The 13,833-nt window shown below is 52.4% G+C and carries 9 protein-coding genes; 7 read left to right on the top strand and 2 right to left on the bottom strand.

Features of this window, described 5'->3' with window-relative positions:
- Positions 1-106: 106 nt before the first annotated feature.
- A complete protein-coding gene (aer, locus tag EQY_RS0110645; RefSeq protein ID WP_000094747.1) occupies positions 107-1,627 on the bottom strand; it encodes an aerotaxis sensor receptor Aer in 1,521 nt (506 codons plus the stop codon).
- A 418-nt stretch (positions 1,628-2,045) separates the two neighbouring features.
- Between aer and ygjG the strand changes: the two genes are divergently transcribed.
- A complete protein-coding gene (gene ygjG, locus EQY_RS0110640) occupies positions 2,046-3,425 on the top strand; it encodes a putrescine aminotransferase (RefSeq protein ID WP_038808956.1) in 1,380 nt (459 codons plus the stop codon).
- A gap of 41 nt (positions 3,426-3,466) precedes the next feature.
- Here ygjG and EQY_RS0110635 read toward each other — a convergent pair whose 3' ends face one another.
- Entirely contained in the window at positions 3,467-3,799 is a 333-nt protein-coding gene (locus tag EQY_RS0110635) for a tRNA-binding protein (RefSeq protein ID WP_000450588.1), read from the bottom strand.
- A 216-nt stretch (positions 3,800-4,015) separates the two neighbouring features.
- Here EQY_RS0110635 and ebgR point away from each other — a divergent pair, with 216 nt between their 5' ends.
- The 6 genes from ebgR (at position 4,016) to ygjK (ending at position 13,789) form a co-directional block, all read left to right on the top strand.
- Complete coding sequence (ebgR, locus tag EQY_RS0110630; RefSeq protein ID WP_000212440.1) at positions 4,016-4,999, top strand: transcriptional regulator EbgR; 984 nt, start codon at positions 4,016-4,018, stop codon at positions 4,997-4,999.
- Between the two features lie 183 nt (positions 5,000-5,182).
- A complete protein-coding gene (gene ebgA / locus EQY_RS0110625; RefSeq protein ID WP_001082826.1) occupies positions 5,183-8,275 on the top strand; it encodes a beta-galactosidase subunit alpha in 3,093 nt (1,030 codons plus the stop codon).
- A complete protein-coding gene (locus EQY_RS0110620) occupies positions 8,272-8,721 on the top strand; it encodes a beta-galactosidase subunit beta (protein ID WP_001219943.1) in 450 nt (149 codons plus the stop codon). Before ebgA ends, EQY_RS0110620 begins: the two co-directional genes overlap by 4 nt.
- 62 nt (positions 8,722-8,783) lie before the next feature.
- Positions 8,784-10,217, top strand: coding sequence for an amino acid permease (locus EQY_RS0110615; RefSeq protein WP_001285446.1), 1,434 nt, complete (start codon positions 8,784-8,786; stop codon positions 10,215-10,217).
- Positions 10,218-10,350: 133 nt separating this feature from the next.
- A complete protein-coding gene (gene ygjJ / locus EQY_RS0110610) occupies positions 10,351-11,421 on the top strand; it encodes a protein YgjJ (RefSeq protein ID WP_000767684.1) in 1,071 nt (356 codons plus the stop codon).
- Between the two features lie 16 nt (positions 11,422-11,437).
- Entirely contained in the window at positions 11,438-13,789 is a 2,352-nt protein-coding gene (gene ygjK, locus EQY_RS0110605; RefSeq protein ID WP_000695442.1) for an alpha-glucosidase, read from the top strand.
- Positions 13,790-13,833 lie beyond the last annotated feature (44 nt).

The raw sequence follows: 13,833 nt of genomic DNA, 5'->3' as shown, positions 1-13,833 counted from the left end.
ATGCGGCGTGAACGCCTTATCCGGCCTACACCCGTTCGTAAAACTGATAAGATGCGCCAGCATCGCATCAGGCATTGTGCTCCAACTGCCGGATGCGGCATACCGATTAATGCAGCACCGTCACCGCGTCTTCCAGTCGGCTGGCGCGGTGTTTTACCATCGCCGACACCTGCGCGCTCTCCTCCACTAGCTCGGCGTTTTTCTGGGTGATCAGGTTAAGCTCATCTACCGCACGGGTCAGGCTGGAAAGCCCATCAGCCTGTTCCAGCGTTGAATGGCTAATCTGAGCAATTAACTGGGTGACGTTTTTTACCTGCACCACAATATCGTCCATCGTCCGCCCGGCGGCGTGTACCTGTTGCGAACCGGATTGCACCTTATCTGCACTGGCATCAATTAGCTTGCGAATATCGTTGGCAGCATTGGCGCTACGGCTGGCTAAATGACGTACCTCCCCAGCCACCACCGCGAAACCTTTGCCTTGTTCTCCGGCGCGCGCCGCTTCCACCGCCGCATTCAGGGCGAGGATATTGGTCTGAAACGCAATATCGTTAATCAGCGAAGTTATGGTGCCAATGCGCTGGGTACTGTCGGCGATATCGTCCATCGTTTTGATCACCGTGGTCATCGCTTCCCCGCCCTGCACTGCTGCATTACTGGCAGTGATAGAAAGTTTATCGGCAGCCGACGCCGTAGCAGAGTTCTGTTTCACCGACGCCGCCATCTGGTTCATGGTCGCCACCGTTTGCTGAACGTTATCAACTGTCTGCTGGGTATGTTCGTTCAGTTCATCAGTGCCTTTCGCCAGCGTCTCGCTGCCGTTTCTGACACTGGACACCTGGCTTGAGACATCATTAATTAGCCAACGGCACATCAGGCCAAGTTGCCCTACCGCGCGTAATGTCAGCCCCAGCTCATCGCTGCGATTCAAATGCTCAACACTATTACGTTCTCCGGTCGCCACCTTCAGTGCCTGACGGGCAACATTTTCTATCGGGCGTACAATCTGCCATTCAAAACAGGCACTTGCCAACAACATCACTAGCGCACAGAGGAAATACGTCACCACCGGGGCAGCAACAAACCAGAGCATTGCCGCCAGCACGATAAACATCAGCGCCATCACTCCACGCGCCCGCCAGCGAAGCGGCAATGAAGGCTGTTTTCCCAGCCAGCCTTTACGCACCACCAGACCTTTATGAATACGCTTATTTGTACGTCCGGCATTCAGCGCCTTGTACAGCGGCTCTACCGCTGCGATCTCGTCATCCGTCGCCCGTGTACGAATCGACATATAACCACTGATTTTGCCCTCACGCACCATCGGCACCACATTCGCCCGCACCCAATAATGATCGCCATTTTTGTGCCGATTTTTCACAATACCACTCCAGGGTTCCCCCTGCTTCAGGGTGTACCACATATCAGCAAAGGCCGCTTTCGGCATATCCGGATGGCGCACCATGTTATGCGGCTGTCCCTGTAACTCTTGCAAGGTATAGCCGCTAACCTGCACAAAAGTGTCATTAGCATGTGTGATATAGCTTTGTAGATTGGTAGTAGACATCAGAGTGGTATCGTCAGCCAGCGGGATATTTTGCTGGGTGACATACGAATGAGAAGACATAATCGCGTCCTGTGCAAGTTATATTGTTGTTAACTTCTTGTCAGAAGTTATGTCGGCTCCGGTGAGGTTATCTATAGTGGTTTAATTTGATTTAGATCGCAATTTTCGATTAAAGCACAAAACCTAATTCCTTGATTTAAAATACTTTCACTTGGGTACTATCCCGGCACGTTTATTATATTGCCCAATAATCAGGCAATTATTGCCCTGACATAGTGCATTTCCTCCTGGATAGCAGGAGGTGCGCCCGATAAAAATCGTGCAAAATAACGGCAAGTGTTAACAAATAGCATTAAATATTGCATGAATGATAACCGCATTTATGTTTATCCCGATTTTCGCGATCGCAGCCGGAGTGGCGCAATCCCTGCAATACTTAAATCGGTATCATGTGATACGCGAGCCTCCGGAGCATATTTTGAACAGGTTACCTTCGAGCGCATCGGCTTTAGCGTGCAGCGCCCACGCCCTGAATCTCATTGAAAAGCGAACGCTGGATCATGAGGAGATGAAAGCACTTAACCGCGAGGTGATTGAATACTTCAAAGAGCATGTCAATCCGGGGTTTTTAGAGTATCGCAAATCTGTTACCGCCGGCGGGGATTACGGAGCCGTAGAGTGGCAAGCGGGAGGTTTAAATACGCTTGTCGACACCCAAGGACAGGAGTTTATCGACTGCCTGGGAGGTTTTGGCATTTTCAACGTGGGGCACCGTAATCCAGTTGTGGTTTCCGCCGTACAGAATCAACTTGCGAAACAGCCGCTGCACAGCCAGGAGTTGCTAGACCCATTACGGGCGATGCTGGCGAAAACCCTTGCCGCGCTAACGCCCGGTAAACTGAAATACAGCTTCTTCTGTAATAGCGGCACTGAGTCCGTTGAAGCGGCGCTGAAGCTGGCGAAGGCTTATCAGTCACCGCGCGGCAAGTTTACTTTTATTGCCACCAGCGGCGCGTTCCACGGTAAATCGCTTGGCGCGCTGTCAGCCACGGCAAAATCGACCTTCCGCAAACCGTTTATGCCGCTGCTACCGGGCTTCCGTCATGTGCCGTTTGGCAATATCGAAGCCATGCGCGCGGCCCTTAGCGAGTGCAAAAAAACCGGTGATGATGTGGCTGCGGTGATCCTTGAGCCGATTCAGGGCGAAGGTGGCGTCATTCTGCCGCCGCCGGGCTATCTCACCGCCGTGCGTAAGCTGTGCGATGAGTTCGGCGCACTGATGATCCTCGATGAAGTACAAACGGGTATGGGGCGCACGGGCAAGATGTTCGCCTGTGAGCATGAGAACGTTCAGCCGGACATTCTGTGTCTGGCAAAAGCCCTCGGCGGCGGCGTGATGCCGATTGGCGCAACCATCGCCACTGAAGAGGTGTTCTCAGTCCTGTTCGACAACCCATTCCTGCATACCACCACCTTTGGCGGCAACCCGCTGGCCTGTGCGGCGGCGCTGGCGACCATCAATGTGTTGCTGGAGCAGAACTTACCGGCTCAGGCTGAACAAAAAGGCGATATGTTGCTGGACGGTTTCCGCCAACTGGCGCGGGAATATCCCGATCTGGTGCAGGAAGCGCGAGGTAAAGGGATGTTGATGGCGATTGAGTTTGTTGATAACGAAATCGGCTACAACTTTGCCAGCGAGATGTTCCGCCAGCGTGTGCTGGTCGCCGGCACGCTCAACAACGCCAAAACGATCCGCATTGAACCGCCACTGACGCTGACCATTGAACAGTGTGAACTGGTGATCAAAGCGGCGCGTAAGGCGCTGGCGGCCATGCGAGTAAGTGTCGAAGAAGCGTAATATCAAATCGGATGGCGATGCAACGTCGCCATCCGATCTCTTTATACGATTCGCACGCCCGCAGGCATCATCCGTTCCGGCGTTAACAGTACGCTTTCACTGCCGTCATCGGTTTCCGCACACAACAGCATGCATTCCGACGTTTCACCGCGCATTTTCGCTTTTTGCAGATTGCACAAGACCACCACCGTTTTCCCCATCAGCTCTTCTTCGCTGTAGTACGGCACCAGGCTGGTCACGGTTTGCAGCGTTTTTTCCCCCACATCAACCTGTACAATGTACAGCTTGTCGGCGTTTTCATGGCGTTTCACTTCCACAATTTTCCCGACGCGCATTTCCAGTCGCGCAAAATCAGCGTAAGCCACGGTTTCCATTGTTTCCCCCTCAAGTAAAATTTTACTAAACTATAGCAAAAGTTTTTCTCAATCCTGTAGGCTAAAAATGGAGAATGCAGGCGTGATCACATTCGTAAGCCGCTGTGTTACCGTTACAGCGTCAAAGAAACGCGCTTTATTTACTGAAAACAGGTGACCCGATAAGCACTTCCTCTACAATGGAGACGCACATCAGGGAAAGTAAAAAAGGTAAACATGGCAACACTAAAAGACATCGCAATCGAAGCTGGCGTATCCCTGGCGACAGTATCCAGGGTCTTAAATGACGATCCGACGTTGAATGTGAAAGAAGAGACGAAACATCGCATTCTCGAGATCGCCGAAAAGCTGGAGTACAAGACCAGTAGTGCCCGTAAACTCCAGACAGGTGCAGTCAACCAACACCATATTCTGGCTATCTACAGCTACCAACAGGAGCTGGAGATCAACGATCCTTACTATCTGGCGATCCGCCACGGCATTGAAACCCAGTGCGAAAAGCTGGCGATCGAACTGACCAACTGTTATGAACACAACGGCTTGCCGGACATTAAAAACGTCACCGGCATTTTGATTGTCGGTAAACCCACGCCTGCCCTGCGCGCCGCCGCCAGCGCATTGACCGACAATATCTGTTTTATCGACTTTCACGAACCCGGCAGCGGTTACGATGCGGTGGATATCGATCTGGCACGCATCAGTAAAGAAATCATCGACTTCTACATCGATCAGGGCGTTAATCGTATTGGTTTTATTGGCGGCGAAGATGAGCCTGGCAAGGCGGATATTCGTGAGGTCGCCTTTGTGGAATATGGCCGACTGAAACAAGTGGTACGCGAAGAGGACATCTGGCGCGGCGGTTTTTCCAGTTCGTCGGGCTATGAACTGGCAAAACAGATGCTGGCGCGGGAAGACTATCCGAAGGCACTGTTTGTCGCTTCTGATTCCATTGCTATCGGCGTACTGCGGGCAATTCATGAACGAGGCCTGAACATCCCACAGGATATTTCGCTTATCAGCGTGAACGACATCCCCACCGCGCGATTTACCTTTCCGCCGCTCTCCACCGTGCGCATCCATTCCGAGATGATGGGAAGTCAGGGCGTTAACCTGTTGTATGAAAAGGCTCGCGATGGTCGCGCGCTGCCGCTGTTAGTCTTCGTTCCCAGCAAATTAAAACTGCGCGGCACGACCCGCTAAATCTCCTTACACACTGTCCGGCAATCGTTTTTGCCGGGCAGTGCTGCCGTTTATTTTCGTGATCCAGTTAAAGTAAATGCATTTACCTGCTACTTTTTAGTAAAAACTTTACTAAACTCCCCAGCAATTACACAAACTACCATCACCATGAATGGTTCCGATTTCTCTCTACCGGGAGGCCCTATGAATCGCTGGGAAAACATTCAACTCACCCACGAGAACCGACTTGCGCCGCGTGCGTACTTTTTTTCATATGATTCTGTTGCGCAGGCACGCACCTTTGCCCGCGAAACCAGCAGCCTGTTTCTGCCCTTAAGCGGTCAGTGGAATTTCCATTTCTTTGATCATCCGCTGCAAGTGCCAGAAGCCTTCACTTCCGAGTTAATGGCTGACTGGGGGGACATTACCGTCCCCGCCATGTGGCAAATGGAAGGCCACGGCAAACTGCAATATACCGACGAAGGTTTTCCGTTCCCCATCGATGTGCCTTTTGTCCCCAGCGATAACCCAACCGGTGCCTATCAACGTATTTTCACCCTCAGCGACGGCTGGCAGGGCAAGCAGACGCTGATTAAATTTGACGGCGTCGAAACCTATTTTGAAGTCTACGTTAACGGTCAGTATGTGGGTTTCAGCAAGGGCAGTCGCCTGACCGCAGAGTTTGACATCAGCGCGATGGTTAAAACCGGCGATAACCTGTTGTGTGTGCGCGTCATGCAGTGGGCGGACTCCACCTACGTGGAAGACCAGGATATGTGGTGGTCGGCGGGGATCTTCCGCGATGTTTATCTGATCGGTAAACAACTAACGCATATTAACGATTTCACCGTGCGCACCGACTTTGACGAAGCCTATTGCGATGCCACGCTCTCCTGCGAAGTGGTGCTGGAAAACCTCGCCGCCTCCCCTGTCGTAACGACGCTGGAATATACCCTGTTCGACGGCGAACGCGTGGTGCACAGCAGCGCCATTCCTCATCTGGCAATTGAAAAACTGACCAGCGCCAGCTTTGCTTTTACTGTCGAACAGCCGCAGCAATGGTCGGCAGAATCTCCTTATCTTTACCATCTGGTCATGACGCTGAAAGACGCCGACGGCAATATTCTGGAAGTGGTGCCGCAACGCGTCGGCTTCCGTGATATCAAAGTGCGCGACGGTCTGTTCTGGATCAATAACCGTTATGTGATGCTGCACGGCGTCAACCGTCACGATAACGATCATCGCAAAGGCCGCGCCGTTGGGATGGATCGCGTCGAGAAAGATCTCCAGTTGATGAAGCAGCACAACATCAACTCCGTGCGTACCGCTCACTACCCGAACGATCCGCGTTTTTACGAACTGTGTGACATCTACGGCCTGTTTGTGATGGCGGAAACCGACGTCGAATCGCACGGCTTTGCTAACGTCGGCGATATCAGCCGTATTACCGACGATCCGCAGTGGGAAAAGGTCTACGTCGAGCGCATCGTTCGCCATATTCACGCGCAGAAAAACCATCCGTCGATCATCATCTGGTCGCTGGGCAACGAGTCCGGCTATGGCTGTAATATCCGCGCGATGTACCACGCGGCGAAGGCGCTCGATGACACGCGTCTGGTGCACTACGAAGAAGATCGCGATGCTGAAGTGGTCGATATTATTTCCACCATGTACACCCGCGTGCCGCTGATGAATGAGTTTGGTGAATATCCGCATCCGAAGCCGCGTATCATCTGCGAATACGCTCATGCGATGGGGAACGGACCGGGCGGGCTAACGGAATACCAGAACGTCTTCTATAAGCACGATTGCATTCAGGGACATTATGTCTGGGAATGGTGCGACCACGGGATCCAGGCGCAGGATGACAACGGCAATGTCTGGTATAAATTCGGCGGCGATTACGGCGACTATCCCAACAACTATAACTTCTGTCTTGATGGTTTGATCTATTCCGATCAGACGCCGGGACCAGGCCTGAAAGAGTACAAACAGGTTATTGCGCCGGTAAAAATCCACGCGCTGGATCTGACTCGCGGCGAGCTAAAAGTCGAAAATAAACTGTGGTTTACCACGCTTGATGACTACACCCTGCACGCAGAGGTGCGCGCCGAAGGTGAAACGCTCGCGACGCAGCAAATTAAGCTGCACGACGTTGCGCCAAACAGCGAAGCGCCATTGCGCATTACGCTGCCACAACTGGACGCCCGCGAAGCGTTCCTCAACATTACGGTGACCAAAGATTCCCGCACCCGCTACAGCGACGCCGGGCACCCTATCGCTACTTATCAGTTCCCGCTGAAGGAAAACACCGCGCAGCCAGTGCCTTTCGCACCAAATAATGCTCGTCCGCTGACGCTGGAAGACGATCATTTGAGCTGCACCGTTCGCGGCTACAACTTCGCAATCACCTTCTCAAAAATGAGTGGTAAACCGACGTCATGGCAGGTGAATGGCGAATCGATGCTGACTCGCGAGCCAAAGATCAACTTCTTCAAGCCAATGATCGACAACCACAAGCAGGAGTACGAAGGGCTGTGGCAGCCGAATCATTTGCAGATCATGCAGGAACATCTGCGCGACTTTGCCGTTGAGCAAAGTGATGGCGAAGTGTTGATCATCAGCCGCACGGTTATTGCCCCGCCGGTGTTTGACTTCGGGATGCGCTGCACCTACATCTGGCGTATCGCTGCCGATGGACAGGTTAACGTGGCGCTTTCCGGCGAGCGTTACGGTGACTATCCGCACATCATTCCGTGCATCGGTTTCACCATGGAGATTAACGGCGAATACGACCAGGTGGCGTATTACGGTCGTGGACCGGGCGAAAACTACGCCGACAGCCAGCAGGCTAACATCATTGATATCTGGCGCAGCAACGTCGATGCCATGTTCGAGAACTATCCCTTCCCGCAGAACAACGGCAACCGTCAGCATGTCCGCTGGGCGGCACTGACTAACCGCCACGGCAACGGTCTGCTGGTGGTTCCGCAGCGCCCAATTAACTTCAGCGCCTGGCACTACACCCAGGAAAACATCCACGCAGCCCAACACTGCAACGAACTTCAGCGCAGTGATGATATCACCCTGAATCTTGACCACCAGCTGCTTGGCCTTGGCTCCAACTCCTGGGGCAGCGAGGTGCTGGACTCCTGGCGCGTCTGGTTCCGTGACTTCAGCTACGGCTTTACGTTGCTGCCGGTTTCTGGCGGAGAAGCTACCGCGCAAAGCCTGGCATCGTATGAGTTCGGCGCAGGGTTCTTTTCCACGAATTTGCACAGCGAGAATAAGCAATGAGGATCATCGATAACTTAGAACAGTTCCGCCAGATTTACGCCTCTGGCAAGAAGTGGCAACGCTGCGTTGAAGCGATTGAAAATATCGACAACATTCAGCCCGGCGTCGCCCACTCCATCGGTGACTCATTGACCTACCGTGTGGAAAATGACTCCGCGACCGATGCGTTATTTACCGGGCATCGTCGTTATTTTGAAGTGCATTACTACCTGCAAGGGCAGCAAAAGATTGAATATGCGCCGAAAGAAACATTACAGGTAGTGGAATATTATCGTGATGAAACTGACCGCGAATATTTAAAAGGCTGCGGAGAAACCGTCGAGGTTCACGAAGGGCAAATCGTTATTTGCGATATCCATGAAGCGTATCGGTTTATCTGCAATAACGCGGTCAAAAAAGTCGTTCTCAAAGTCACCATCGAAGATGGTTATTTCCATAACAAATAACAACTACGGCGGCAAAAGGAGTTTGCCGCCACCGCTACCCTACTCATTTTCGGAGATGTGTTATGTCTGATACCAAACGTAATACAATCGGCAAATTCGGCTTGCTCTCGCTGACTTTTGCCGCCGTTTACAGCTTTAACAACGTTATCAATAATAATATTGAGCTTGGACTGGCCTCGGCGCCGATGTTTTTCCTCGCAACGATTTTTTATTTTATTCCCTTCTGTCTGATCATCGCAGAATTTGTCTCGTTAAATAAAAACTCGGAAGCCGGTGTCTACGCGTGGGTAAAAAGCTCGCTGGGCGGACGTTGGGCATTTATTACTGCCTATACCTACTGGTTCGTAAACCTGTTCTTTTTCACCTCGCTGTTGCCGCGCGTTATTGCTTACGCTTCATATGCCTTCCTCGGCTACGAATATATTATGACGCCAGTTGCCACCACCATTATCAGTATGGTGCTGTTCGCCTTCTCCACCTGGGTTTCTACCAACGGGGCGAAAATGCTGGGGCCAATTACCTCCGTCACTTCAACGCTGATGCTGCTGTTAACGCTCTCCTACATTTTACTGGCAGGTACGGCACTGGTTGGCGGCGTACAGCCTGCCGATCCGATCACCGTTGACGCGATGATCCCGAACTTCAACTGGGCATTCCTCGGCGTTACCACCTGGATCTTTATGGCCGCAGGCGGCGCGGAGTCCGTCGCGGTGTACGTTAACGACGTCAAAGGCGGTTCGAAATCGTTCGTTAAAGTGATCATCCTCGCCGGGATTTTCATTGGCGTACTGTATTCCGTCTCCTCGGTGCTGATTAACGTCTTCGTCAGCAGCAAAGAGTTGAAATTTACCGGCGGATCGGTACAGGTATTCCACGGCATGGCGGCATATTTTGGTCTACCTGAAGCGTTGATGAATCGCTTTGTCGGTCTGGTATCCTTTACTGCGATGTTCGGTTCCCTGCTGATGTGGACCGCAACGCCGGTGAAAATTTTCTTCTCCGAAATCCCGGAAGGCATCTTTGGTAAGAAAACCGTTGAACTGAACGAAAACGGCGTTCCGGCGCGTGCAGCGTGGATCCAGTTCCTGATCGTCATCCCGCTGATGATTATCCCGATGCTCGGTTCCAATACCGTGCAGGATCTGATGAATACTATTATTAATATGACTGCCGCAGCGTCCATGCTTCCGCCGTTATTCATCATGCTGGCTTACCTGAATTTACGCGCCAAATTAGATCACCTGCCACGTGATTTCCGTATGGGCTCCCGCCGCACCGGTATTATCGTTGTTTCAATGCTGATTGCGATATTTGCCGTAGGGTTTGTCGCTTCGACATTCCCGACTGGCGCGAATATTCTGACCATCATTTTTTATAACGTCGGCGGTATTGTTATCTTCCTCGGCTTTGCGTGGTGGAAATACAGTAAATATATAAAGGGATTAACGGCTGAAGAGCGCCATATTGAAGCGACGCCAGCCAGCAATGTTGATTAAGCAGAATCATAAAAAATGAGCAGGCATTTTCCCTCTTCCTGGATGGGGAGAGGGAAAATAGTTTCTGCCTTTATATTTTTATAATTACAACGATAAAAGGCTGTACTTTTTCTTTAGCTCATGGATTAACACAATGAAATTAATTACTGCACCATGCAGAGCATTACTTGTTCTGCCGTTTTGCTACGCCTTTTCTGCGGCCGCTGATGAAGCACGTCCGGCAGAACATGACGACACAAAAACACCCGCCATTACCTCGACGTCTTCTCCTTCATTTCGTTTTTATGGTGAATTAGGGGTTGGTGGGTATATGGATTTAGAGGGCGAGAATAAACATAAATACAGCGACGGCACTTATATTGAAGGCGGTCTGGAGATGAAATATGGCTCCTGGTTCGGCCTGATTTACGGCGAAGGTTGGACCGTGCAGGCCGACCACGACGGCAATGCCTGGGTGCCTGACCATAGCTGGGGCGGTTTTGAAGGTGGGATTAACCGTTTTTATGGCGGTTATCGTACCAACGATGGCACCGAAATCATGCTCAGTCTGCGCCAGGATTCCTCGCTGGATGACCTGCAATGGTGGGGCGACTTCACCCCCGATCTGGGCTACGTCATTCCCAATACCCGCGACATTATGACCGCGCTGAAGGTGCAGAACTTAACCGGCAACTTCCGCTATAGCGTCACCGCCACACCTGCCGGACATCATGACGAAAGCAAAGCCTGGCTGCATTTTGGCAAATACGATCGCTACGACGACAAATACACCTATCCGGCAATGATGAACAGTTACATCCAGTATGACCTTGCCGAAGGCGTCACCTGGATGAACGGTCTGGAAATTACCGACGGTACAGGACAACTCTATCTCACGGGTCTGCTTACCCCTAACTTTGCCGCTCGCGCCTGGCACCATACCGGACGCGCCGACGGGCTGGACGTACCGGGAAGCGAAAGTGGGATGATGGTGAGCGCCATGTATGAAGCGTTAAAGGGCGTTTATCTCTCCACCGCTTACACCTACGCTAAACATCGCCCTGACCACGCTGACGATGAAACCACCTCTTTCATGCAGTTTGGTATCTGGTACGAATACGGCGGCGGACGTTTTGCAACGGCTTTTGATAGCCGCTTCTACATGAAAAATGCCTCTCACGATCCCAGCGACCAACTCTTCCTGATGCAATATTTTTACTGGTAATAAGGACTGTAATTTCATGAAAATCAAAACTATTTTAACGCCAGTAGCCTGTGCTCTGCTGATGAGCTTTTCCGCCCATGCCGCTAACGCCGACAATTATAAAAACGTGATTAACCGTACTGGCGCGCCGCAGTACATGAAGGATTACGATTACGACGATCACCAGCGTTTTAACCCATTTTTTGATCTCGGTGCCTGGCATGGTCATCTGTTGCCAGACGGCCCGAACACGATGGGCGGTTTTCCGGGCGTTGCGCTGCTGACGGAAGAGTACATCAACTTTATGGCGACCAATTTCGACCGCCTGACCGTCTGGCAGGACGGCAAGAAAGTCAACTTCACGCTGGAGGCATACAGTATTCCCGGCGCGCTGGTGCAAAAACTGACAGCAAAAGATGTGCAGGTCGAAATGACTCTGCGCTTCGCCACGCCGCGCACCTCACTACTGGAAACCAAAATCACCAGCGATAAACCGCTGGATCTGGTGTGGGATGGCGAGCTGCTGGAAAAACTGGAAGCGAAAGAAGGGAAACCGCTTTCCGATAAAACCATTGCTGGCGAATATCCTGACTATCAACGCATAATCAGCGCCACCCGTGATGGCCTGAAAGTCACCTTTGGCAAAGTGCGCGCCACCTGGGATCTGCTGACCTCCGGCGAATCGGAATATCAGGTGCATAAATCCCTGCCTGTGCAGACTGAAATCAGCGGCAATCGCTTTACCAGTAAGGCACATATCAACGGGTCGACGACGCTCTATACCACCTACTCCCACCTGCTGACCGCCCAGGAAGTTAGCAAAGAGCAGATGCAAATCCGCGATATTCTGGCGCGTCCGGCGTTTTATCTCACCGCCTCGCAGCAACGCTGGGAAGAGTATCTGAAGAAAGGGTTAACTAACCCGGATGCGACGCCGGAACAGACGCGCGTCGCGGTGAAAGCAATCGAAACGCTTAACGGTAACTGGCGCTCGCCTGGCGGTGCGGTGAAATATAACACCGTTACGCCGTCGGTAACCGGGCGCTGGTTCTCCGGCAATCAGACCTGGCCGTGGGATACCTGGAAGCAGGCGTTTGCGATGGCGCATTTCAATCCGGATATCGCCAAAGAGAATATCCGAGCGGTCTTCTCCTGGCAGATCCAGCCTGGCGACACCGTGCGTCCGCAGGATGTGGGCTTTGTCCCCGACCTGATTGCGTGGAACCTTAGCCCAGAGCGCGGTGGCGATGGCGGCAACTGGAACGAACGTAACACCAAACCCAGCCTTGCCGCCTGGTCGGTGATGGAAGTGTACAACGTCACCCAGGATAAAGCCTGGCTGGCAGAGATATACCCGAAACTGGTGGCCTATCACGACTGGTGGTTACGTAACCGCGATCATAACGGCAACGGCGTGCCGGAATATGGCGCGACCCGCGATAAAGCCCACAACACCGAGAGCGGTGAGATGCTGTTTACGGTGAAAAAAGGCGACAAAGAAGAGACGCAGTCTGGCCTGAACAACTACGCCCGGGTGGTGGAGAAAGGCCAGTATGACAGTCTGGAAATTCCGGCACAGGTCGCTGCGTCGTGGGAATCGGGGCGTGATGACGCCGCAGTCTTTGGGTTTATCGACAAAGAACAGCTGGATAAATATGTCGCTAACGGCGGCAAACGTAGCGAATGGACGGTGAAATTCGCCGAAAACCGCAGTCAGGACGGAACGTTGCTGGGCTACTCGCTATTGCAGGAGTCGGTGGATCAGGCCAGCTATATGTACAGCGATAACCATTATCTGGCGGAGATGGCAACCATCCTCGGTAAGCCGGAAGAGGCCAAACGCTATCGTCAGTTGGCACAGCAGCTCGCGGACTACATCAACACCTGTATGTTCGACCCGACTACACAGTTCTACTATGACGTGCGCATTGAAGATAAACCGCTGGCGAACGGCTGCGCGGGCAAACCGATAGTCGAGCGCGGTAAAGGGCCGGAAGGCTGGTCGCCGCTGTTTAACGGTGCGGCAACGCAGGCCAATGCCGACGCGGTGGTGAAGGTGATGCTCGATCCTAAAGAGTTCAACACCTTTGTACCGCTGGGAACGGCAGCGTTAACCAACCCGGCCTTTGGCGCTGATATCTACTGGCGTGGGCGCGTATGGGTAGATCAATTCTGGTTTGGTCTGAAAGGGATGGAGCGTTACGGTTATCGCGATGATGCCCTGAAACTGGCGGATACGTTCTTCCAGCACGCCAAAGGATTAACCGCCGATGGTCCGATTCAGGAGAATTACAACCCGCTCACTGGCGCGCAGCAAGGCGCACCAAATTTCTCCTGGAGTGCCGCGCATTTGTATATGTTGTATAACGATTTTTTCCGTAAGCAGTAATTTTCAACGGCTGGCGGATGCGGCGTAAACGCCTTATCCGCCCT

The organism is Escherichia sp. TW14182 (genome assembly GCF_000208525.1).
Taxonomy (GTDB): domain Bacteria; phylum Pseudomonadota; class Gammaproteobacteria; order Enterobacterales; family Enterobacteriaceae; genus Escherichia; species Escherichia ruysiae.
This window is presented reverse-complemented; position numbering and strand designations above follow the sequence as displayed.

Bases quoted from the DNA above. Each gene is read 5' to 3' on its own strand.
- aer (WP_000094747.1), bottom strand. From the start codon at position 1,627: ATGTCTTCTCATTCGTATGTCACCCAGCAAAATATCCCGCTGGCTGAC.
- EQY_RS0110635 (WP_000450588.1), bottom strand. From the start codon at position 3,799: ATGGAAACCGTGGCTTACGCTGATTTTGCGCGACTGGAAATGCGCGTC.
- ebgR (WP_000212440.1), top strand. From the start codon at position 4,016: ATGGCAACACTAAAAGACATCGCAATCGAAGCTGGCGTATCCCTGGCG.
- ebgA (WP_001082826.1), top strand. From the start codon at position 5,183: ATGAATCGCTGGGAAAACATTCAACTCACCCACGAGAACCGACTTGCG.
- EQY_RS0110620 (WP_001219943.1), top strand. From the start codon at position 8,272: ATGAGGATCATCGATAACTTAGAACAGTTCCGCCAGATTTACGCCTCT.
- EQY_RS0110615 (WP_001285446.1), top strand. From the start codon at position 8,784: ATGTCTGATACCAAACGTAATACAATCGGCAAATTCGGCTTGCTCTCG.
- ygjJ (WP_000767684.1), top strand. From the start codon at position 10,351: ATGAAATTAATTACTGCACCATGCAGAGCATTACTTGTTCTGCCGTTT.
- ygjK (WP_000695442.1), top strand. From the start codon at position 11,438: ATGAAAATCAAAACTATTTTAACGCCAGTAGCCTGTGCTCTGCTGATG.